This is a genomic window from Bacillus sp. ChL18 (assembly GCF_026241425.1).
GTDB classification, from domain to species: Bacteria; Bacillota; Bacilli; order Bacillales; family Bacillaceae; genus Bacillus; species Bacillus velezensis.
The window spans coordinates 185840-208600 of record NZ_JAPHWE010000004.1; the positions used below are offsets into that span (position 1 = coordinate 185840).

Annotated in this window: 22 protein-coding genes; 10 read left to right on the forward strand and 12 right to left on the reverse strand. The window is 47.7% G+C overall.

Going from position 1 to position 22761, the window contains the following annotated elements; all coding sequences use genetic code 11:
• Positions 1-2 precede the first annotated feature (2 nt).
• Entirely contained in the window at positions 3-719 is a 717-nt protein-coding gene (gene treR, locus OQ477_RS19280; RefSeq protein WP_265973511.1) for a trehalose operon repressor, read from the forward strand.
• 132 nt (positions 720-851) lie between these two features.
• Positions 852-1517, forward strand: coding sequence for an NAD(P)H-dependent oxidoreductase (locus OQ477_RS19285; protein ID WP_265973512.1), 666 nt, complete (start codon positions 852-854; stop codon positions 1515-1517).
• A gap of 36 nt (positions 1518-1553) precedes the next feature.
• Here OQ477_RS19285 and OQ477_RS19290 read toward each other — a convergent pair whose 3' ends face one another.
• From OQ477_RS19290 to OQ477_RS19300, 3 genes are all read right to left on the reverse strand, one after another.
• Positions 1554-2315, reverse strand: a complete 762-nt coding sequence (locus tag OQ477_RS19290) for a YibE/F family protein (RefSeq protein WP_265973513.1) — start codon at positions 2313-2315, stop codon at positions 1554-1556.
• Entirely contained in the window at positions 2312-3451 is a 1140-nt protein-coding gene (locus OQ477_RS19295) for a YibE/F family protein (protein WP_032872307.1), read from the reverse strand. The genes OQ477_RS19290 and OQ477_RS19295 overlap by 4 nt, the downstream gene beginning before the upstream one ends.
• 209 nt (positions 3452-3660) lie before the next feature.
• Positions 3661-7953, reverse strand: a complete 4293-nt coding sequence (locus tag OQ477_RS19300) for a multifunctional 2',3'-cyclic-nucleotide 2'-phosphodiesterase/3'-nucleotidase/5'-nucleotidase (RefSeq protein ID WP_265973514.1) — start codon at positions 7951-7953, stop codon at positions 3661-3663.
• A 220-nt stretch (positions 7954-8173) separates the two neighbouring features.
• Between OQ477_RS19300 and OQ477_RS19305 the strand changes: the two genes are divergently transcribed.
• Entirely contained in the window at positions 8174-8689 is a 516-nt protein-coding gene (locus OQ477_RS19305; protein ID WP_265973515.1) for a type 1 glutamine amidotransferase domain-containing protein, read from the forward strand.
• Positions 8690-8709: 20 nt separating this feature from the next.
• On the opposite strand, the gene OQ477_RS19310 is transcribed toward OQ477_RS19305, so the two are convergent.
• The 5 genes from OQ477_RS19310 to OQ477_RS19330 form a co-directional block, all read right to left on the reverse strand.
• A complete protein-coding gene (locus OQ477_RS19310) occupies positions 8710-9741 on the reverse strand; it encodes a LacI family DNA-binding transcriptional regulator (RefSeq protein WP_007408503.1) in 1032 nt (343 codons plus the stop codon).
• 136 nt (positions 9742-9877) lie between these two features.
• Positions 9878-10762, reverse strand: coding sequence for a shikimate dehydrogenase (locus OQ477_RS19315; protein ID WP_265973516.1), 885 nt, complete (start codon positions 10760-10762; stop codon positions 9878-9880).
• Positions 10763-10827: 65 nt separating this feature from the next.
• Positions 10828-11589 (reverse strand): type I 3-dehydroquinate dehydratase, encoded by a 762-nt coding sequence (gene aroD, locus OQ477_RS19320; protein ID WP_080130738.1) that lies wholly within the window; start codon positions 11587-11589, stop codon positions 10828-10830.
• Positions 11590-11615: 26 nt separating this feature from the next.
• Positions 11616-12809, reverse strand: a complete 1194-nt coding sequence (locus OQ477_RS19325) for an MFS transporter (RefSeq protein ID WP_265973517.1) — start codon at positions 12807-12809, stop codon at positions 11616-11618.
• Between the two features lie 336 nt (positions 12810-13145).
• A complete protein-coding gene (locus tag OQ477_RS19330) occupies positions 13146-13361 on the reverse strand; it encodes a DUF1128 domain-containing protein (protein WP_003155571.1) in 216 nt (71 codons plus the stop codon).
• Between the two features lie 155 nt (positions 13362-13516).
• On the opposite strand from OQ477_RS19330, the gene OQ477_RS19335 reads away from it, so the two are divergent.
• Genes OQ477_RS19335 through OQ477_RS19345 form a run of 3 tightly spaced genes read left to right on the forward strand, consistent with a single transcriptional unit; the run spans position 13517 to position 15181 of the window.
• Positions 13517-13990 (forward strand): low molecular weight protein-tyrosine-phosphatase, encoded by a 474-nt coding sequence (locus OQ477_RS19335; protein ID WP_044802008.1) that lies wholly within the window; start codon positions 13517-13519, stop codon positions 13988-13990.
• A 13-nt stretch (positions 13991-14003) separates the two neighbouring features.
• Complete coding sequence (locus tag OQ477_RS19340) at positions 14004-14330, forward strand: hypothetical protein (RefSeq protein ID WP_265973518.1); 327 nt, start codon at positions 14004-14006, stop codon at positions 14328-14330.
• Between the two features lie 11 nt (positions 14331-14341).
• Positions 14342-15181 carry a YihY family inner membrane protein gene (locus tag OQ477_RS19345; protein WP_032872320.1) on the forward strand — a complete coding sequence of 280 codons (840 nt, stop codon included), beginning with the start codon at positions 14342-14344 and terminating at the stop codon, positions 15179-15181.
• 186 nt (positions 15182-15367) lie between these two features.
• Here the strand turns inward: OQ477_RS19345 and OQ477_RS19350 are convergent, their stop codons facing one another.
• The gene (locus OQ477_RS19350; RefSeq protein WP_029326001.1) at positions 15368-16546 is read right to left on the reverse strand and encodes an MFS transporter; all 1179 of its coding nucleotides are present in this window, start codon (positions 16544-16546) and stop codon (positions 15368-15370) included.
• 158 nt (positions 16547-16704) lie between these two features.
• On the opposite strand from OQ477_RS19350, the gene cax reads away from it, so the two are divergent.
• Positions 16705-17760, forward strand: coding sequence for a calcium/proton exchanger (gene cax / locus OQ477_RS19355; protein WP_265973519.1), 1056 nt, complete (start codon positions 16705-16707; stop codon positions 17758-17760).
• A gap of 70 nt (positions 17761-17830) precedes the next feature.
• Entirely contained in the window at positions 17831-18625 is a 795-nt protein-coding gene (locus OQ477_RS19360; protein ID WP_087920754.1) for a YfkD famly protein, read from the forward strand.
• A 28-nt stretch (positions 18626-18653) separates the two neighbouring features.
• On the opposite strand, the gene OQ477_RS19365 is transcribed toward OQ477_RS19360, so the two are convergent.
• Together OQ477_RS19365 and yfkAB are read right to left on the reverse strand one after the other, a co-directional pair.
• Positions 18654-19487 carry a mechanosensitive ion channel family protein gene (locus OQ477_RS19365; protein WP_015239400.1) on the reverse strand — a complete coding sequence of 278 codons (834 nt, stop codon included), beginning with the start codon at positions 19485-19487 and terminating at the stop codon, positions 18654-18656.
• A gap of 6 nt (positions 19488-19493) precedes the next feature.
• Positions 19494-20615, reverse strand: a complete 1122-nt coding sequence (gene yfkAB / locus OQ477_RS19370; RefSeq protein WP_265973520.1) for a radical SAM/CxCxxxxC motif protein YfkAB — start codon at positions 20613-20615, stop codon at positions 19494-19496.
• A 146-nt stretch (positions 20616-20761) separates the two neighbouring features.
• Between yfkAB and OQ477_RS19375 the strand changes: the two genes are divergently transcribed.
• Positions 20762-20947: an SE1561 family protein gene (locus tag OQ477_RS19375; RefSeq protein ID WP_003155558.1), complete on the forward strand. Its 186-nt coding sequence runs from the start codon at positions 20762-20764 to the stop codon at positions 20945-20947.
• A gap of 100 nt (positions 20948-21047) precedes the next feature.
• Positions 21048-21839 (forward strand): delta-lactam-biosynthetic de-N-acetylase, encoded by a 792-nt coding sequence (gene pdaA / locus OQ477_RS19380; protein WP_265973521.1) that lies wholly within the window; start codon positions 21048-21050, stop codon positions 21837-21839.
• Positions 21840-21876: 37 nt separating this feature from the next.
• On the opposite strand, the gene OQ477_RS19385 is transcribed toward pdaA, so the two are convergent.
• Positions 21877-22737, reverse strand: a complete 861-nt coding sequence (locus tag OQ477_RS19385; protein ID WP_265973522.1) for an NAD(P)-dependent oxidoreductase — start codon at positions 22735-22737, stop codon at positions 21877-21879.
• Positions 22738-22761: the final 24 nt, after the last annotated feature.

A 22761-nucleotide genomic window follows, 5' to 3' on the forward strand; every position in this document is an offset into this window, starting at 1 on the left:
AAATGAAAGTGAATAAATACATCATAATCTATAAAGATATGGTGCGGCAGATCGAAAGCGGCCAGCGGAAGGCTGAAGACGTTCTTCCGTCTGAAAATGATTTGTGCGATCAATACGGCACATCACGAGAAACCGTCCGCAAAGCGCTCAATATGCTGGCGCAAAACGGCTACATCCAGAAAATCAAAGGCAAAGGCTCCGTCATATTAGACAGAGAAAAAATGCGTTTTCCCGTCTCAGGCCTGATCAGCTTCAAAGAGCTTTCGGAAACGCTCGGAAAAGAGACGAGAACGACGGTTCACCGTCTCGGGCTGATCCTGCCTCCCTCAGAAGCCGCAAAAGAGCTTGGTACAGAAGCGGATGAAAAGGTGTGGGAAGTCGTCAGATCAAGACGGATTGACGGAGAACATATTATTTTGGACAAGGATTACTTTGTGAAAAAACACGTGCCTCTATTGACGAAGGCGATTTGTGAAGATTCGATCTATGAGTATCTCGAAGGAGAGCTCGGCTTGTCCATCAGCTACGCGCAAAAGGAAATTGTCGTGGAGCCGGCGGGGGAAGAGGACCGGAAGTATTTGGATCTCGGCGGATTCAGCCATATGGCGGTCGTGAAAAACCGCGTCTTTTTGGAGGATACCAGCCTCTTTCAGTACACGGAAAGCCGGCACAGGCTCGATAAATTCCGTTTCGTCGACTTTGCGAGAAGAGAAAAATAAAAACGGACTGCCGCGGCAGCCCGTTTTTTTGTCAGTATCAAAATGAATACTATCCAACAAAAATGTGCGTACTGGTACTTTCAAAAATAATGGCTACAATAGTACATAACGATTGAAAAGGAGAGATCACCAATGTCAGATAAAAAACAGCAGATCATCGAAGCGTATCAATTCAGACACGCCACAAAGGAATTTGATCCTGAGAAAAAAATTTCAGAAAGCGATTTTGAATTCATTTTAGAAACGGGAAGATTATCCCCAAGCTCACTCGGTTTGGAGCCTTGGAAATTTGTCGTCGTTCAAAATCCGGAGTTTCGTGAAAAACTCCGCGAGTTCACATGGGGCGCGCAAAAGCAGCTGCCGACCGCAAGCCATTTCGTACTTCTGCTTGCCCGGACGGCAAAGGATATCCGTTTTGACGCCGACTATGTCAAAAACCACCTGCGGGAAGTCAAAAAAATGCCGGAAGATATGTATGAAGGCTATATCAGCAAAACGGAAGACTTCCAGAAAAATGATTTCAATCTGCTTGAATCAGATCGCGCACTGTTTGACTGGGCATCCAAACAGACTTACATCGCCCTCGGCAATATGATGACAGCCGCTGCGCAGATCGGAATCGACTCCTGCCCTGTAGAAGGCTTCAACTACAAAGAAATTCACCGGATTCTTGAAGAAGAAGGGCTTCTGGAAAACGGAAGTTTCGACATCTCTGTTATGGCCGCATTCGGCTACCGTGTCAGAGACCCGCGCCCGAAAACAAGATCTGCCTCAAAAGACGTTGTAAAGTGGGTATAAGATAAAAAAAGGCTGCCGGGCGTGTCCCGGCAGCTTTTAACGTTTATTTGGTTTTGCTAAAAAACAGGCGGTGATCCAGGACGTAACGGGAATGATGATGCCGATCCCGATTCCGGCACAAAGAATGGTGACGGCTTCCGCACTGAACACTTTTGAGTTCACTATTTTTTCAGCTGAGTATGATAAGTCTTTAAACCAGATAATTAAAGCCAAATAGCTGCCGAAAAAAGCAAAGAATAACGTATTCGTATTCGTTCCTAAAATATCTCTCCCGATGCTTAATCCGAATGCGTACAGATCTTTTCTGCTTATGGACGGATTATGACTGTAAATTTCCCGCATGGGTGAAGTAATGGAAATCGCGACATCGGTAATCGCCCCTATCGTGCCCATGATGATCATGGCTGCGGTAACCTTCACAAAATCCACCCCGACAAACAGTGTGAATATGCCGATATCACCCAATTCTTCTTCACCGAATCCCTGAATCGAAGTATGTTTTGTTACAGACATAATAAAAAACAGCAGCAATGCAATCGTCAGCATTGCAGAAATAAAGGCGGTTACGGTTTTGACGTTTCCCCCGTTAATATAAAAAAGTGTAATGCTGCAAATCGCGGCTGAAGAGAGCAATGTTAAAACAATCGGATTGATATGCGGGTCTGTCATGAAAATGATGGTGAGAAAGAGAACGCCGAAATTTAAGAATAACGCAATAAAAGACCTCGCTCCTTTTTTTCCGCCGATGATGACCATCAATAGAAATAAAATCGCCGCGAGAATTACGATGACATTCATGAGCTTGCCTTCTTTCGTTTAATAAAAAAGATAGAAGCATACAGACTGGCGGGTATGGCTAATACGATTCCGATCCCTCCGGCCAATGCTCTGGCTATTTCCAAGGAAATGTTCATAGAAAGAGTGAATCCTATCGGGGAATCATTTTTCAAATACAAAAGCATCATCGGAATAGAGCCGCTTATATAAGCAAAAAACAGAATATTGGTCATCGCCCCCATGATGTCTTTTCCGATCTCCATCCCTGAACGTCTGAGAGCTTGTAATGAGATACCCTTGTTTTCTTCATATAATCCGAAGACAGATGACGTCATGGTAATGGCTACATCCATGACCGCTCCCAGTGATCCGATAAATACCCCGGCCATAAACACCGTGTGATAAGGGCGGGTTAAATACTGCATTTCCTCATATCTGAGGCCTTTCTCTCCGGTTGCCAGCATCACCAGATACGTAATCAGCAGGGAAACGAAAGTGCCTGCGAGCGTCGCGGCAATGGCGGCGTATGTTTTCGCGTGAAAACCGCTGACAAGCAGCAATGATATAACAGTAAAGATGAGAATACAGATACCGCAGATGAAAATTAACCCTATATTAGGATGCTTCCTGTACAAATCTAATGCAAACGACAGTAAAACGGCGTTAAACATCAGGCTGACGATCGAAAAGAAGCCTTGTTTTTTGCCGACGATAAGCAAGGTGAAGATGAAAACCCAAGCGATCAGCAAAAGCTGTTTATCCCGTTTTTTATCTATAATGCTTCCCGATATATCCTTGTTTGATGGTTTCCCTTTATCAATAGAAACGAATACTTCATCGCCAATCGAATATTTCTGATCATTCGCTCCGGATGATGAATACTGATTGGACAAATGAATGAGCTGTCCTTTCTGACTGCCGTTTTCAAGTCTGGCAGTGATCGTCTGACTGAAAATCTTATCTTTGTTTTTATGCATGTCCTGTACGTCAGACTGATGTTCCAATGTTGTTTTCGTCACTTTGGCAATCGGCCGCTCATAAAAAGAAGCGTTGTGAGTGACGAAAATGAGCGAGCTGATAAAACAGAGCGCTGTTATCACGTAAAACAGCTTTTTCTTGTAAGACATGCGGTTTCGTTTGTTTCCTGTTATCTTCAAAAAAAGTCCTCCAAACAGGCGGCGCCGTGAGAAAGAGAGGCCCTGCCGTGAAGTGTTAAACGATGCGGATGCAGTCTTTCGCGAATAACGGTCATATTTTATCATTCGGCCGTACGGCTGTCGACTCAGAAGGGGACCGAGAGAAAAAGCTCCCCTGATTTCAGATCAGGAGAGCTCTTGGGATGAACCGCCCGATAAAAAGCGGTCTTTTATGCTTCGTTCACTTTTTTTGCTTTTCTTCTTTGATGCAGATACAGTGCCGTTCCGAGCGCGCTGATGAGAAACCCGGCAAGAAGGATGGAATACATCGTCGTGGCCGTATCAGGAAGCAGGCCGCCCGGCGATACTCCGTCCTGTGCAGGGCCGGATGACGGTTTTTGTCCGCTTGGCTGCTTTCCGGAGCCGTGGTCTCCGCTTGTCGGCGGCGCGCTCTTCGTGTTTGCGTTTAATATGGTGTATTCACTGAAATGATTTGTATAGCCCGTGACGAGATCGTGTGAAACCGAACCGTTGTCTGTTTTTGTATAGACGTTCTTTTTCCGGTCTACATGGTAAATGCCGGGCTGTTCCGCCTTTTTCATATTCTCAATGCGCAGGGTGAGCTTTACCGGCGCTTTGAATGTTTTGATGTCTTTGTTTTTCTGCTTCATTGTAAAGTCGTATACATTTGAAAGCGCCCCGCTAACTTTTCCTTTCGGCGTCACGCCGAATCGTGTATCAGCTGAAGCAGCGTTTGCCATCGGCATTTTCATGCTGAACTTGTCATGCAGGATCGTAAGGGAAGAATCCGATGTTCTGTCCTTTAACAGGCCGATTTGTTTTTTGGTCACGCTGAGATCAATCGGCTTTTTGGCGCCGTCATTCTTATCGTAATACACGATCGGCGTGTTGGCGTTTTTGGCATAGACGGCAAATGCGCTGTCATCTTCAAGTGTCCAGGAGCCGTTTTTTTGTTTCGTCGGCAGGTACACTTCCTGCGCGCGGCCGTCAACTTTCGGTTCAACCGCTTTTCCCGCTTTTTCAAGCTGCTCGGTGAAGACCTCATAGTCGACAAAGCCAAGGTCTTCTTTATGGGACGCTTCGTTAAAGACGGAATATCCGTCTCCGCCTTCACCGACAAAGTTACTGGTGGCGACTCTGTATGTCTTCTTATCAGAAATCGGCTTTACGCTGCCGTCATCCTGTACGGCCGCAGCTTGAAGAACGCGGTGTCCCGGCTTTTTATTCAGTGTAAACGTGTATGTTAAACCGGCAACTTGAGGGAAGGCGCCGCCTTGAGCCTCAATTCCGCTTAACCCTTGTTCCAAGGCTTGTTTGATCTGTTTGCCGGTTAAATCCGCGACGTAAAGCGTGTTGCCGAACGGCATTACATTCAGCACATCGCCGAGTGTGATGTCTCCTTTATCAATGCCCGCGCGGATGCCGCCCCCGTTTGTGATCGCGATTTGGGCGCCGGCCGCTTCCTTCGCTTTTTGCAGCATGCCGTCCGCGATGAAGTTTCCGAGATTGGTTTCTTTGGAGCGGACATGCTCACGCTGGCCGTCAAGTGCGACCTTCGTTGAGCCGACTTTTTCATTTTTGACTGAGACGAGCTCTTTTTTAAACGGATCAAGCTCTTTTTTCAGATCCGGGTCTTCTTTCGTCTGCTCGTTCACCGGAATCGCCTGAAGAGAGGATTGTTCCGGCAGGACGATGCCGTTTTTGTCAAATGCGACATCGACACGGCCTAAATATTCGCCGTATTCTTTTGCCTGGGCGACGATGGTCGGCTCTTCGTTTTTAACAATTTCCATTTTATCTACAAGCGTATGCGTATGTCCGCCGACGATTAAGTCGATGCCTTTTACTTTTTTGGCAAGATCGAGATCACGCTGATGCCCGATATGGGTCAGGGCGATAATTTTATTGACATGTTCCTTGTTCTGTATTTCTTTTACCGTATTTTGTGCGGATTGGAAGGCATCATGAAAGACAATGCTTTTTCCCGGGCTTGATGTGACGGACGTATCTTCTGTCGTTAAGCCGAATACGGCGACTTTTTCTCCGTTCACATCAAGCAGAATGTATGGATAGATGCCTGCTTTTTTCTTTTTCCCTGCCGTAAATGTGTCTGCTTTTTTCATGAATGGTCTGAGTTTTGACTCTTTGGACACATCGACATTTGAGCTGACGAGAGGGAAGTCAGGCGCTTGAAAATTGTATTTTCCGGACGGGTCAGCCGCGCTCCCGTTACCGCTCAGGAAGCTGGCGAGAGCACCCGGGCCTTTATCAAACTCATGATTTCCGAAGGTCATGGCGTCGTAGCCCATGCTGTTCATCAATTTTAAATCAGCCAGCCCCTGCCACTTTGTGAAATAGAGATCGCCCGAGAAAACGTCTCCCGCATCCAGTAAAATGCTGCGGTCGGTTTCGCTTCTGATTTCTTTGATTTTCGTCATCCGCCTCGCCGCGTTATCAAGGTGGGCGTGCGTGTCGTTTGTATGCATAACGGTGAGTTTCCATGCATCATCTTTCGGCGGATCTGTGCCCGGTTCATCATCTTTGAATTGGAGCTTGTACTGTCCGTAGCCCGCGTTTTGTGATTCACCGATATAGGCGACGTCATCTGCGCGGTCGGCAAACGGCTTTGCGGCCAAGGAAGATTCAAATGTCAGGTTTGTCCCTTTGACCGGAAGGATGGACCAGTTATGATCAGCCTGCGGATTAATCGTTTTCTGCTGGATGATGTAATCCATTAAGACCTGCCTGTTCTCATCGGCAGAAGAGTATACGATTTTATCATTGCTTAAGTGAGGGAATCCTCCGCCGCCTGAAGCGCGGTAATTATTTGTGACGATCAGAAATTCCTGCTTGGCGCTGACGGGCTTTCCTTGATAAGAAAGGTTGACGATCCGGCTTGCATCGGGATGAATGACTGTTCCGTTTTCGTTGTATTTCGCCGGTTTTGTGACATCGACCTGATAGGTGACACCGTCAATGACATCAAAATTGTATGAGCGGTAGGCGTCATTTAAAAGCGCTTGGCTGCCGCCTTTAGCCTGATCGATCTGATTAAATTGCCCCGCGGACATTTCGAGCCAGTCCTTTACTTCGCTTCCGTTCAGCTTGACGATCTGAACCGTGTTGTCATACAGGTACAAATCGCCGATATTTTTGATGGCGAGGTCGCCAGCGGAAATGTTTGTATAGTAGTTTGAGCCGTTCCGCCCGCCGGCTTTAAACGGGGCGCCCGCCGAGAGGATAGGCAGATCTTTGTATGCCGTATCCTTCATCTTATTTTCGGCGTACCATTTTTGCGCATCTGTTACGATTTGAATGGACGGATCATCTTTGACTTGGGCGAAGAAACTGTTGATATCGGCTTTTGTCTGGCCGACGGGTTCTCTGATGTATTTTAAAGTGCCTTCGTGCGCTTTTTTGACGGTATTGACGACGGTTTCGTTTTCCGACGTCACATTGCCGGCAATCGGCTCGATGCTGCCTTTTGCATCTTCCACATGCCACGCGCTGTCTGTTTTTTCAAGCCGGAGGTCGATGACGCCCGCATATTTGCCCCAGCTGCTTGACATAACAACGGGGATGCCGTTAATCGTGCCTTTATCGACGTCGAATTGATCAGCGCCTTTGTATTCGGCATCAGGGAAAAGCCCGTGCTGATGGCCGGATACGATCGCGTCAATTCCGCCGACTTTCGTTGCCAGGTCAAAAACGGCGTTTTCCGCTCCGGAAGACTGTGCTTTTTTTTCGATGCCGCTGTGGGCGAGGGCGATGACGATATCGGCTCCTTCAGCTTTCATTTTCGGAACGGTTTTCTTTGCGGATTCCACAATGTCTTCGACCTGAACGCGGCCTTCGAGATTTTTCTTATCCCACGTCATGATTTGGGGAGGAACAAAGCCGATGTAGCCGACTTTTATCTGATGCTTGCCGCCGTTTTCATCCGTGACGGTTTTGTCTTTTATGACATAAGGCGTATAACGGTTTTCGCCGCTTAATGTTTTCACATTGGCGTTGACGATCGGATAATCAGCGCCTTTGATTGTCCCGTCCAGGAATTCAAGCCCGTAATTAAATTCATGATTGCCGAGTGTTCCTGCGTCATAATGCAGACTGTTCATCACTTCAATGATCGGATGGGTCTTTGCGCCTGAAATGATATCATTTTTCTCATATTTTACGGCGTATTCTCCGAGGGGATTCCCCTGAATCAGGTCCCCGTTATCGACAAGCAGCGTATTCGGGTTTTCGCGCCTGTGCTTCTCAATAAGCTGAGCCGTTCTGGCCAGCCCGAATTCCGTTGTCGGTTTGTCGCTGTAGTAATCGTAGTCCATCATGTTAGCGTGAACGTCAGTTGTGGCTAAAATGCTGAGATTCACACTGGAGGATTTGTTTTCTTCTGCTTTAATGGGTGATGTTGGGAGGATTAGACTAAGTATCATAACTAGGGGCAGCAGAATACGGAGTGTCATATTGACGCTGCATCGTCTTTTCTGTATTCTCACCTGTTCTCCACCTTTCAACAAATTTTGTCATGCAGTACCATTGTAAGAATATTTTGTGAAAGTTCATATAGATTTCATGATGATTCTTGTAAAAAGATGAAAAATGAGGATAATGACCTATGTAAAACGGATGAGCGGCAAACGCGTTACCTATGTTTGATGTTAGTGTGGCTGGGGTACATAGATTTATGTAGACTTCATCAAGCAGGAGGTAGTAACTATGGGTAAAAAAATTGCAGTTGTATTAACGGATTATTTTGAGGATGTCGAGTATACTGAACCTGCGAAAGCTTTTAAAGATGCGGGTCATGAATTAACCGTAATTGAACAGGAAAAAGGAAAAACAGTCAAAGGCAAACAAGGGGAAGCGGAAGTGAAAGTGGACGCGTCCATCGATGATGTGAATCCGAAAGACTTTGACGCATTGCTGATCCCGGGCGGATTCTCGCCTGACATGCTGCGTGCGGATGACCGTTTCGTCCAATTTGCCAAAGCGTTTATGGATGATAAAAAACCGGTGTTCGCCATTTGCCACGGACCTCAGCTTCTTATCAACGCGAAAGCATTGAACGGGCGCAAAGCGACAGGGTTTACTTCAATCCGAATCGACATGGAAAACGCGGGCGCGAATGTTGTGGATGAAGAAGTCGTCGTCTGCCAGAACCAGCTGGTCACAAGCCGCACACCGGATGACATTCCGGCATTCAACCGCGAATCATTAAAACTGCTTGCGTAATATAAAAGCGGAGCGCCGTATCAGGCGTTCCGCTTTTTTTGTGAAGATTCCCGGATGACCAGCTCAGGCGCCAGAATAATGCGTTGTTTTTTGTGCTGGGAATTGGTGATTTTATGATGCAGCAATTGAGCCGCTTCTTTTCCCGACTGCCGCGGAAAGGAAGAAACGGTTGTAAGCGGGGGATAAGAAATTTCAGCTTCCGGCACGTTATCAAAGCCGACAATGTCAATATCTTCGCCTGGAACGAGCCCGGCTTTTCTGATCCCTTGCATGACGCCGAACGCGACCAAATCACTGAAGCAGAAAATCGCGGTCGGGCGCTCAGACCGGCGGAGGAGCTCCGTCACGGCTTCACAGCCTGCTTCGCGGGTCGGCGCGCTGTCAATGACATAGTCATTTTTTACTTCCAGATCCGCTTCACGGAGCGCTTTTTTAAACCCTTTCATACGCTTCGTCCATGTTGATGAGTGCTTCACGCCGCCCAGAAACGCAATCTCCTGATGGCCTTTCTCAATGAAATGACGCACTGCCTTATAGGTGCCTTCCTCATAATCGGCTCCGACAAAATCACAGTCGGCATCGGCAATCTCCCTGACGGCGAGCACGACCGGAATGTCAAGCTGCTCAAGGCGGGAAAGGGTTTCCTCAGCCGTACCTGAAACCGGACACAAAATCAATCCGCCGACCCTGTGCTCCAGCATGGTCGAGATCAGCTGCTCCTGCTTGGCGACGGAATCAAATGTCGTGCCTAACAGCACCGTTAATCCGACTTCCTCAAGCGTATTCTGAACGCCGATCAGAAACTCTGAGAAAAACGTATTGGAAATGTCAGTGATAATCAATCCTACTGTTGTAGACGTCTGTGATCGTAAATTCGCGGCAACCCGATCATATACGTACCCCAGTTCCCGCATGGATTGCAGCACTTTCTCACGGGTCGCTTCGGAAATTCGCGGATTATTGCGGACGATTAATGAAGCGGTGGATGTTGAGACGCCGGCATGCTCAGCGACCTGCTGCAATGTCACCCGGCGTTTTTTTTGCTGTTTCATACGTCGCATTCCTCACTTGGTTTTTATTCGTTACATCCATTATAAGCGTTTTGGCGGCTGAGAAGAAAGAGAGAGGGGGAGAAAATGATAAAGCGCCGGAAGACGGATTGTCCTTCGGCGCTTCTGTCACAATAGGTTATTCAAACATTTGCTCTTTAATATACTGAACCGGCATTTCACGGCCTGTCCAATATTCAAAGGCCATGGCGCCCTGCCAAAGCATCATGCCGAGGCCGTTAATGGTTTGGCAGCCGGCCGCTTGAGCTTGTTCAAGCAATTTCGACGTAACGGGGTTGTAAACGACGTCTGTCACTATCAAATCAGGACGGAGCATGGATGTATCTTCAATGACGCTCAAGCCTTCAAGCGGTTTCATGCCGACACCCGTTCCGTTTGTGAAAATATCGCTTGAAGCGATTTCAGCACGCAGCGCATCTTGATCTTCGAGGGGGAAGACTTTCGCTTTGCAAGAAGATCCCTTCATTTCTTCATTGATGATGCGGACGTTTTCTTCCGCTTTTTCGAAAAACGCGTCATTGCGGGCGAAAATAGAGATTTCTCCGAGGCCTTCCAATGCGGATTGAATCGCTATCGGAGTGGCGGCCCCGCCGGAACCGACCAGCGTCATTTTTTTGCCTGTGATATCGATGCCGTGTTCTTTTAAGTTGCGGACGTATCCCATACCGTCAGTGGAGTGTCCGATCAGCCTGCCGTTTTCATTAACGACTGTATTCACCGCGCCGGTGAATTTCGCTGAATCCGCGAGTTCATCGAGGTAAGGGAGAATGTTCATCTTGTTCGGCATCGAGACATTGAAGCCTCTGACGTTTAAGGCGCGCATTCCCGTTACCACATCTTCCAGCTGTTCATTGCCGACTTCAAACGCGAGGTAAGCGTAGTTCAATCCTAATTTTTTAAACGCCAGGTTGTGCATCGCCGGAGATAAAGAGTGTCCGATCGGTGTCGCGAATAATCCGATAAGCTGAGTTTTTCCGTTAATCCGTCCTAATTCTTTCTTCATGATGTATTCCTCCGTTAGTCCATTCATTTGTTTTTCATCCCGCTTTGAGGGCAGAAAAACGCTGATTACATATGTTTATTTAAAATGCTGAGTACGCTGCGCAATTCTTCAACGGGAATCTGTCCGGGCGCTGATGCTTCTTTGCCCGCGCCGAACGTGCACGCTGAGCCGAAGACTTCGCCGGCCAGGCGGCTGATCAGGCCTGTCCCCGCCATTGACATTGTGATGATCGGCCGGTCTGCGTATTGTGTTTTCATCGTGTGAGTGGCATCCAATAAGACGAAAACATCTTCAGTGCTTTGCGGCATTACCGCGATTTTCGGAATGTGCGCGCCGTACGCCTGCATGTTCCGCAGCCGGGAAATGATTTCTTCTTTTTTCGGTGTCTGATGAAAATCATGATTGGACATGACGACATATACGCCGTTGTCTTCAGCGGTTTTCACAATTGATTTGACTTCCGCTTCTCCCGTAAACAACTCAACGTCTGCAAGGTCAATGTGTTTTGTTTCGATGGCGGTTTTAAGCAATTCAATGTAAAAGCGGTCATCAATAACTTTATTTCCGCCTTCTTTATGAGTTCTGAATGTGAAAAGCAGCGGTGTTGCGCCTGCGGCTTTCCGCAGCTTTTCAAGCATGCCTATTACGGCGTCCAGGCTGTCAACATGCTCATATACATCCGCCCGCCACTCAATGATATCCGGGCGAAGCCTGTTGACGGCTTCAATTTCTTCGAGCAGTTCTTTCTCTCCGGCCGCCATCAGCGGCACAATGATCTTCGGAAGCCCTTCGCCGATGACCGTGTTTCTGATCGTGATAGATTGCATGATAAATCCTCTCCCTTAAAAAATAGTCAGGCTTTCATCACTTGCTTAAAGCGGATTCCGATAAACAATGCGAGAAGGGCGCTGACGGCCGCAATTCCGATATCAAGCAGAAAAACAGGCGTCAGGCCGGCCGCTTTGGATATCGCTCCCGTTACAAGCGGAATGACAATAAAAGATAAGCTTGATGCTATATTAACAAAAGATGTGATCGTACCTTTATTTTTAGGGAATAAAACAGCCATAACCGTCATCGCCAATTGCAGAATGCCCGCAGTTGAAAGTCCGATGACAAAGGAGCTGATGACTGATACGGCCGGCTGATGAATGAAAATCAGAGCAAGCAGCGCGATTGCCGCGATCACAGGGTACAGCACCATTACCGTAATCGGCTGAATCACTCTGTTTAACAGCACGGCCAGCAATAATACGGACACAAGCGCACCGATGCTGTAATAGCTCAACAATTTGACGGCTTGCACCTCAGGCATGCCCAAAACGGTTTGCCCGAACTTAGGAAGCCATACTTGAACGAGCATAAACAGCGCCGTAGATGAAAAGCCTAACAGAATGATCGCAAGGCCTTCGCGCCATATCGACGGCTGTGATGTGAACGCGTCATCAGACGGAGAGGCTTTCGTCCGGCCGCCGTCTTCTTTTTGCTTATGATTCGGAAACGGAACTTTCAACAGGAAAAAGCCGTTCAGAAAGAAAATAATGCCTGGTACGAAAAACGTCCAGCCGTAAAACAAATGCCTGTCCGCAATAAACGCGATAAAAAACGGAAGCACCGTCGCGCCGATGGATACAAACGCTTTGATTAACACGGTTGCAGAGCTTGCGTTTTTCGGAAATCCTTCAATAAGCGCCGGATATGTCCCGGAATCCAAAAAGGAATTGGCGATCCCGGCGAAAATGGCGAAGATAAACGCGGCCGTGTAGTTTGTCGAAAGCGGAATTCCGATTAGGAAAATCAGATACAGAAAGGCGCCCGACACGATAAACGGCCGTCTCCCGAATGTATCCGAAAGCTTCCCGGCAAACAGAAGCGAAATCAGCTTCCCGATCCCGATGGCGGAGACCAAATAGCTGACCCCGGCTGCGGATGTATGAAGCTGTTTTGATAATGCCTCCATATTGGATGCGATAATAATATTGATCATGCCCAGCAGGAAATAGTTAATATAAAGACCCGCTGCCATTTTGGTGTATATGTTTTTCATGATGACATCCCCTAATGCGGTTAATAAAGAATTAAATTATTTTTTAAATTGATAAAAGCGCAGCACCATTCCCCTTTATTGAACCACTGCCTTTCTTTGAAAACTGTTTGATAAAACGGTTGCAGAGACAAACTTGAATAACGCTGATATCACAGTGAGTATATCGTTCTACTAAATAAAAAAAGATAAGGCGGCCCGCTCATTTAGTATATCGTTCTACCAAGTTCACAGTTACTATACTCCTTCTTTTTATATGTGTCAAACCGATGAACTTTCATTTTTTACTTTTTTAAATCAAAAAAAGACCCGCCGTTTTTCGGCAGGTCGGACATGGGTTTATTTTCTGAGAGAGGCGAGCTCCTCAGCAATGGCCTGCATTTCACTCGGGCTGAATGATGCTTTTTTCATGACCATTTGATGAAGGTATGTAAGATCTTCTATTTTTTCATCACTGAAATCTTCCGCTCTGATGACACCGACATTGAGCATGTTGAGCTTTTGCGAAATGTCTTCAATCATTTTGTTTAACGTTTCTGTTTGTTGGCTCGGCAAATTCATGCATCCTTTCATGACCGTTTTCGTACCCTTTATTCTAACAGAATTCATTTAGAATAAAAGCTTATTTCCACAGCCGCAGAAAAGTTGCTAAGATGATGATAAGGTTTTTGATCCTCAAAATGCGGGGAAAGAATAGGGAGGTTATCGATATGATACATGTGCTGTTTGTCTGTCTGGGAAATATTTGCCGGTCGCCTATGGCAGAGGCGGTATTTTCTGATATGGTGAAGAAAAACGGGCTGAACGGGCAGATTAACATTGATTCAGCGGGAATCGGCGCCTGGCATGCGGGAAATCCGCCGCATGAAGGGACAAAGGAGATCCTAAAGAAGAAAGGGATCAGCTCAAGCGGCATCACGGCGAGGCAGGTCCGTGAGTCTGATCTGACCGATTTTGATTACGTCATCGCGATGGATGCAGAAAATATCGGACATCTGCGCAGCATGGCCGGTTATAAAAAAGCGGCGCCGCGTATTGCAAGGCTGCTTGATTATGTACCGGAGTCGGACCTTGCGGACGTGCCCGATCCGTATTATACCGGGAATTTCAGCGAGGTGTACGCTTTGGTCGAATCCGGGTGCCGTCATTTGCTGGAGACAATAAAGAAAGACCATCATTTATAAGGGGGATTGACCGATGAAGCATACACGCATCATGACAAAAGCGATTCTGATCGGCGCTGCCGCCGGCGGAGCACTGTCCTTATTACATAAGCCGACGAGAGAGGGATGTTTCCGGAACATGGACGCGTGCAGGCGCCGTGCGGCATTTTACCGAAAACATCCTGAAGCCCTGAAACAGCAGGCTTCTGCAAAACTGGATCAAGTGAAAATCATCGCCAATAGCGTATCGGAAGATCTGAGTTTTTTAAATGGGCAGATCACCAAGCTGAAGCAGACGACGCCGCAGGTCATTGACCTGTTAAAAGAAACGAAGGAGCATTTTTCGAAAAACGATCATTGAGGTGGGATGTCATGGGTTTTATAAAAGAGCTGTTTGCAAGGTTTTCACTGCATGAAGGACAAAGTAAATCGGCGGAGCTGGCGTATTTTTTCCTGCTGTCATTGTTTCCGTTAATGATTTTCATGCTGACGCTCACCGCCTATCTTCCCATATCGGCAGAAGACGTGCTCGGGGCGGTCGATCAATACGCGCCCGACAGCGCCATGTCCATGGTGAAATCCATAACGGAGCAAACGCTGAACAAGCGCAGCGGCGGGCTTTTGTCATTCGGGATTATCGCCGTCATCTGGTCGGCTTCGAATGGCATGAACGCGATTGTCAGAGCATTTAACCATGCCTACGAAGTCGAGGAAAACCGCTCATTTATCATCATTCGCCTGACCTCAATTTTTTTAACCATCGCGATGGTGGTTACGATTTTAATCGCACTGCTTCTGCCGGTGTTCGGCAGAGAAATCGGAATGCTGGCCGCAGATTTCATCGGCGCCTCCGGCCTGTTTTTGCAGGTGTGGTCGGTTGTCCGCTGGGGTATCAGTCCGCTTATCCTGTTAATCGTGTTTACCGCGCTTTACATTTTCGCGCCGAATAAAAGGCTTTCCCTCCGTTTTGTCCTGCCGGGAGCCGTATTTGCGGCAGCCGGCTGGATTATCGTCAGTATGCTGTTCTCATTTTACGTCGGCACCTTTGCCAACTACAGCGCCACATACGGGAGCATCGGGGGAATTATCGTCCTTATGATCTGGTTTTATCTTACGGGAACACTGCTGATTTTAGGAGGAGAAATCAACGCGCTTTTACATAAACGTAAAAAGCTTCCTGATGAAAATCCGTACCGCGGGAGCAAGCTATAGAGGAACGGATGACGTTCAAGCTGAAAAACGGAGGGAATCGGCTATGACCAAGCATACGAAAAAAGGCGGAAGCCATAATAAACAAAACTCAAAAAACGGCCCGAAGAATAAAACAAGCGGAAGCGCTAACGGGCAGAACGGATACCACTAGAAAGAAGCCGCCTGACTTAGATCAGGCGGCTTTTTTTATGAGGCCGGAAAAGAATGGGATTCGGATGCGGGACTGTGCTTTGTTTTCCCGAAGACGAGCGCAAGCCAAATACAGACCAGAATCACCGTAATAAAGTAAAACAAATTGGCGCTTTCAAACCGCTGCATATACCAGCCGCCCGCCACCGGGCCGATCATGCTGCCGAGGCTGAAGGAAATGCCGCAAAGCAGATTGCCCGCCGGCAGCAGATGGGACGGCAGCAGGTCGCTCATATAGCTGATGCCGAGGGAAAACATACTGCCGACCGCCATTCCCGCCGTGAAAAAGCAGCAGCCGATGACAGAAGGCGACGGAAACAGTCCGGCCGTCAAAAAGCAAAGGGCACCCGTTAATAAGATGACGAGCAGGACACGTTTTCTCCCGAATCGATCGCTTAATAAACCGAGAGGGAACTGGAATACAATACTTCCGATGGCAAAAGCGGGCAATATCAGCGCGACGGCATCGACGGATATGCCTAAACGAAGGGCGTACACGGGAAAGCTTCCGTTCAGCGCCGTTTCTAAAAAACCGTACCCGAAAGCCGGGAGAAAAGCGACCCAGCCGAAAAGAAGGGCGCGGTAAAACCGTTTTGCGCTATTGTCCCCGGATGTTTCATCCGGACCTTGCGCCGGGTACTCATTACGTAAGACAAACACAAACAGCCAGGCGGCAAGACTGATACAGCCGGATACGATAAACGGAAGGGACGGACTTGTTTTCACAAGAGGGACCATGAACGGGCCGACAGCGAATCCAAGCCCGAAGGACAGTCCGTACAGTGAAATGTTTCTTCCTCTGTTTCGGGGCGTTGACTTTGACGTCACCCACGTTTGGGTTGAAAAATGCAGCATATGATCTCCGATTCCGATAAAGAGCCGAAGAAAAAACCATAACCATATGGATTGAAGCCAAATAAAACTGAATAAGCTGATGATAACAAGAAATCCGCCCATGACCATCAGAGGTTTGAATCCGAGCTTTCTCAGCGGCGCTTCCATAAACGGCGACGCCAGAAGCACGCCGATATAAAGGCCGGTTGCGTGAAGTCCGTTTATAGCGGCTGATTCCCCGTTCGTTTCAAAAATGACGGAGATCACCGGCAGAAGCATGCCTTGGGAAAATCCGGAGATGGAAACAAGCAGAACCAAAATAAAGAAGTACAGTCGTGACATCGCGTATTTCTCCTTCTTCAGTCTCTTTCTTGATCGTACACGGATTTGTCGCGTCCGGCAACCTGAAAATGCCAATTCGGGCTGCCGCGGAAGTGTAATTGAGGGAGTTTTTGAGAAGGATATAAAAAGACTCATTCGAAAAAAGGAGCCAGGCAGATATGAATCGGATTTTTTTCTTTACGGCTGCGGCGGGAGTGCCGCTTTCAGTCATCGGCGGCCTGATGCACTGGCCGTCAGCGGTTTTGTTTATTATTTATTGCTTGACGATTATTGCGCTTGCAAGTTATATGGGGAGAGCGACTGAATCTCTTGCCATTATCGCGGGACCGCGGATCGGCGGTCTGCTGAATGCCACGTTCGGCAATGCGGTAGAGCTGATTATATCGCTTTTCGCCTTAAAAGAAGGGCTTACGGGCATCGTGCTTGCTTCACTGACCGGTTCGGTGCTCGGCAATCTTCTGCTCGTCGCGGGATTGTCGTTTTTTATCGGCGGTTTGAAATACAAGCGGCAGGAATTCAATATTCATGATGCCCGGCATAATTCCGGCCTGCTGATTTTTGCCATTATCGTTGCTTTTGTCATTCCCGAAGTGTTTTCCATGGATATGGGGGAAAAAAACAAGCTTGATTTGAGTGTCGGCATCAGCATCATCATGATCCTTTTGTACGTAGCGGCTCTTTATTTCAAACTCGTCACCCACCGCGGTGTTTATCAGCCGAACCAGCCGGAGGCAAAGGAAGAAGAGGAGCAGCCTGAATGGTCGGGGAAAAGAGCGACAGCCGTCTTATTTATTTCAACCGTTATCGTCGCCTACATATCTGAAAACCTTGTCCATACGTTTCATGCGGTGGCTGAACAGTTCGGCTGGAGCGAGCTGTTTATCGGAGTGATTATCGTCGCAATCGTCGGAAATGCCGCAGAGCATGCGTCGGCGATTATTATGGCGTACAAAGACAAGATGGATGTCGCCGTTGAAATCGCGGTAGGCTCGACTTTGCAGATCGCCATGTTTGTGGCTCCGGTTCTTGTGATCTGTTCCATCTTTTTTCCGGTCAATATGCCGCTTGTATTCACATTGCCCGAGCTTGTCGCGATGATCTCATCCGTCCTTTTGATGACGATGATTTCAAATGACGGTGATTCGAACTGGTTTGAGGGGGCTACGCTCCTTGCCGCTTATGTCATCATGGCGATCGGTTTTTTCCTGCTTTAACCTGTAAAAAATGCGGATAACAACGTTTGCGGAGGAAAAGACTAAAGGAAAATGCTATAGAAAGAGTGATATGATGAGAAAGCTGTTTCATGCCACACTGATTCTGCTGTTATCCTTTAGTTTTTTCGCAACGCCGTCTGCCGATGCAAAAAAACCGTTTAAAGTTCCCAACTCTGTCGTAAGCATTTCAAAGGAAAATACGTATCCGAATGCTTCACAGGATCAGCCGATGCTTCAGCCGAGCAAACTGGCAAAGGAATTGTTAGATACATCCGAGATCAACATCGAAAATCCGCATCTGATAAAGATGCTGAATGAATCCTCGGTTTCCGGTTCACCGCTTGCCATCGGATACCGGGCGACAATATTTCTCGGGAAATGGGCGCTCGGCTATCAATCGAACGAAACGGTCGCTAACTGGGAATATAAAAAAATCAATACGAACAGAGCGGATAACCGGGGCGGGCAGCAAACCGCGGTTATCTCATACGCCCAAGAACAGCAATACAAAATCAAAGGCGGGCTCACAGCGAAGGTGCCGAACGCAGAAGACGTAAAAAGCATGATGATGCAAAAAGCGATGAAGAAAACAAAACTGCCGCTCGCGTTTGAAACGGTTATCGGCGCAGGCACAAAACGTGATCAAACCTACAAAATTTCTCCGCAGCGGCTCGGCTACCTGCACGCCTACGCTCCGGCCGTTAATGAAAAAGGAAAAGTAACATACGGTGAAGTGTATTTGGTGCTGAAAGGCAGCAAGCGGAAACTTGTCGTCAAAAATGTGACTTCGCAAGGAATCGGGGCTTGGATTCCGGTGCAGGATCACGTCACATTCGGTTTTCAAATGACAGCGCAGCCGAGATAAATAAAAAAAGCTGATTCCGGTTCGGGAATCAGCTTTTTTGTGTGTGATACATTTCCTCAAGCAATTGCACATTGTTGTTGTACAGCTCCCGGGCAAGAACGCGTCTCACCGCAAGGCTCGCCGAGAAGTATTCTGTGTCTTGAACCATGCCTTTGACAGTAAATTCTATGCCTCTTGTCAATTTGTTCAGGCTCATGATTCCATGCACTTGAAACGGCTCCGTCGCATTGAGAAATTCATCCCGCTTCAGTGAATCGCGAAGCTCATCATTGAGCATGTCACAGGCTTTTTCTAAGACGGCATAGACCCGCTCGGGATCTTCCTTGTAACTGATCACGACGGATTCGGTAATCCGCATAAAATCAATGTTATAGTTTTGAAGCTGTCTGACCTCACCGTTTGAAATGGTAAGCAGCTTGCCGGTCCACTCACGGATCTGAAGGGAACGGAGTCCTATTTCTTCGACTGTGCCGTTGAACAGGTTGTTAATCGTCACGTAATCGCCTTTATGAAGCTGGCGTTCGTATATTAAAAAGACACCGGCCAAAATGTCCTTGATTAACGACTGGGCGCCGAAACCGATGACGATACCGGCAACCCCCGCCCCGGCTAAAATTCTGCCGAAATCATGAACAAATAACGAAATGACGTAAAAGATAAAACCGATCGTCGCCGTATACTGGGTGATGGACCGGACGAGGCTTTCAATCGTTTTCCCTTTCCGTTCCTCTAAGAAATCCGTGCGTTTAAATAACATCTGGACAAAGCGGTTGATCAGAAAAACACCGGCGTAAAGCACGAGAGCGACGATGATGATCTCAACCACTTTGCTTTTCAAAATGTCCGTAATTGTTGTTTCCATCTTCTGTTAACCTCTGGCTTTTCGTAATGAAAAATCCGTGTCCTGATAATAACTGTTTTTGACAAGGACGTTCGGGCCGAGGCACCGGACGTTTGTGCAGCGGCAGTTCAGCTCTTTGCTCAGCTTCGTCTGTCTCCACTTGTCATATGCTTCAGGAAGGCTGTCTGTTTTAATATTGCCGAGCGGCGGTGTATCGCCGAAATCCGTGACAATGATATTTCCGTCAAAAATGTTGACATTCAGGCGGGAGCGGCCGTCAGGGTCGTTTCGCACCGTAACGTTTTTCGCTTCCCGCAGGCGGAGGAGGAGCTTCTGGTCTTCTTCATCAGGGCTGCATGCGTAAAACGGGAGCGTACCGAACAGCATCCATGTCTCTTCATCGCGAATGTCGAGCAGATGATGAATGGCCTGTCTCATGTCCTTCAGGCTGAGTGATTCAAGCGCGCTGGCGAAATCACTCGGATACATTGGATGGACTTCGTGCCGCTGGCATTTCATTTCTTCCGTAATCTGCCGGTGAATATGTTCAATATGCGGCAGCGTCCGTTTGTTCAGCATCGTTTCCGCTGAAACCATTACGCCTGCTTCGACAAGCGTGCGGCTGTTTTCAATCATTTTGTCAAAATAGCGCGCCCGCTGTTCAAATGTCGGTTTCTTCTCCATCATCGCAAATCCGATGTCGGCAAAGTCCTCGACCGTTCCCCAGTTGTGAGAAATGTGAAGAACGTCCAAATAAGGAATAATCCGTTCGTAGCGCCCGATATCAAGCGTCAGGTTTGAATTGATCTGTGTACGGACGCCGCGTTCATGCGCATATTTTAAAAGCGGGACGACGTATTCCTTTACCGATTTCAGCGAAAGCATCGGTTCGCCGCCCGTAATGCTGATAGAGCGTAACAGAGGAATTTCATCAAGCCGCTTTAATAAAAGGTCGATCGGCAGCCCATTCGGGTCTTTCGGCTGGAGCGTGTACCCGACGGCGCAGTGCTCGCATCTCATATTGCACAAAGTCGTCGTTGTGAATTCAACGTTCGTCAGTTTCATATCTCCATACTGGTCGACATCCATGTACGCTTCCCAAGGATCGTACTCCGGTGTGATCGGACGCAGTGCTGTGTTTTGTGTCATGACTATCTAACTCCTTTATAAATGGGGCATACTAACGTCTGCCAACTGTTAATTTTAGACCTGATCTGCCAAGATCGCAAGTAGCGGAACCATTGAAAAACGGCAAAAAATACGCTACCATTATAAAAAATGAATGGAGTGGAAGTATGGGGAATGCAGTAAACAGCAAAGATCAGCAGCTCGATTACCTGAAGAACAGACTCGATATGTTTATGAATGTCATTGATTCATTAGACCCTGAATCAACGGATGTTGAAGATATAGACCGGCTCATCGGCATGCTTGATGATCTGGAAGCAAAATACGAACGCTTTAAAAAGGATTGGGAATAAACCCCGGCGGATGCCGGGGTTTTTCTTTTTCCATAATGCGGCTGTATAAAAGGGCAGGGCCTACTGCAAAATAAGGAAAAATGCAGAAGGAGTGCTGGTCATGAAATGGTTTTGTTCAATTTGCTGCATGGCCGTTTTACTTGCAGGAGGCATCAACAGCACAGAAGCCGTGCCGAATGAACGGATAAACTGGGGCTTTAAACGCAGCGTCAATCATCAGCCGCCGGATGCCGGCAGACAGCTGGACAATCTGGTCAAAAAATATGATGCCTTTTATTTGGGCAATACGAAAGAAAAGACCATCTATTTAACGTTTGATAACGGGTATGAAAATGGGTACACCCCGAAAGTGCTTGATGTGTTAAAAAAACATCACGTCACGGGCACTTTTTTTGTCACGGGTCATTTTGTGAAAGAGCAGCCTGATTTGATTAAACGGATGTCAAAGGAAGGCCATATCATCGGCAATCATTCTTTTCATCATCCTGATCTGACGACAAAAACGGGCGATCAGATTCAAGACGAACTCGATTCCGTCACGGAAGCTGTGTACAACATTACCGGAAAGCGGGACAACCTGTATCTCCGTCCGCCGCGCGGCGTATTCAGCGAATATGTCCTCAAAGAAACGAAGCGCCTCGGCTACCAAACCGTTTTCTGGTCCGTCGCATTTGTCGACTGGAAGGTTAACGAGCAAAAAGGGAAACAATATGCCTATGATCACATGATAAAGCAGGCGCATCCCGGCGCGATCTACCTTCTTCACACCGTTTCAAAGGACAATTCAGAAGCTCTGGACGATGCCATTACCGATTTGAAAAAAGAAGGCTACACGTTTAAAAGCATAGATGACCTGATGTTTGAGAAAGAAATGAAGCTGCCGCGCCTGTAGAAAACACCTCTCCTGGTAATGGAGAGGTGTTATTTTGTTATTTTAAGCTTTTAATCAGTGCGGCCCAATCCAGATCCCCGAAGCCTTGTGCGATCCCGCTTTCAAAATGGCTCTTGGCCAGTTCGGCAAGAGGGAGTTTTGCGGAAACCTGTTCTGCGGCGGCGAGCGCCAGATTGGTATCCTTCAGCCCTAAAGACATTTTGAAACCGGCCGGCTCAAATTTCTCCTCAGCCATCATGGTTCCGTAATTTTGATAGACGGGAGAGCCAAAGAGCGCGCCGGCGATTTCTAAAAATTGTTTTTGCTCTAACCCGTACTTCTTCATCATTAAGAATGATTCAGATAACGCCTCCAGCATAGAAACGAGCAAGAAATTGATGCTGATTTTCGCGGCATTGGCGGTCTTTGTTTCTTCACCAGTGTCAAATACTTGCTGACTCAGGATGTTAAGCAGCGGTTCGGCCTTTTTCTTCGCTTCCGCCGGTCCGGCTGTGATGATGCGAAGCTCGGCCTTCTCGGCGGCATCGGGGCGGCCGAGGACGGGAGCGGCGATAAAGGACTGCCCTCTGCTCGAATGTGCGGCGGAAAGCTGTTCTGACAGCGCCGTACTGATCGTGCTCATTGAAATATGAATGCCGTTTTCAGATAACCCGGCAATAATGCCGCAAGCTCCGAACGTCACGTCTGTTACGGCTTCATCGTCTGACAGCATGGATAGCACGATATCTGCATGTTCAGCTGCCTGGCGGGGCGTTTCGGCATATTCAGCCCCTTTATCCAGCAGGTCAGCCGCTTTTTCTTTCGTCCGGTTATATACAGTCAGGCTGTATCCGGCTTTCATGATATTTTCGGCGATGGGGCGGCCCATATTGCCGAGTCCGACGATGGCGATCTTCATTTGACAGTCCCTCCAATGAAAAGT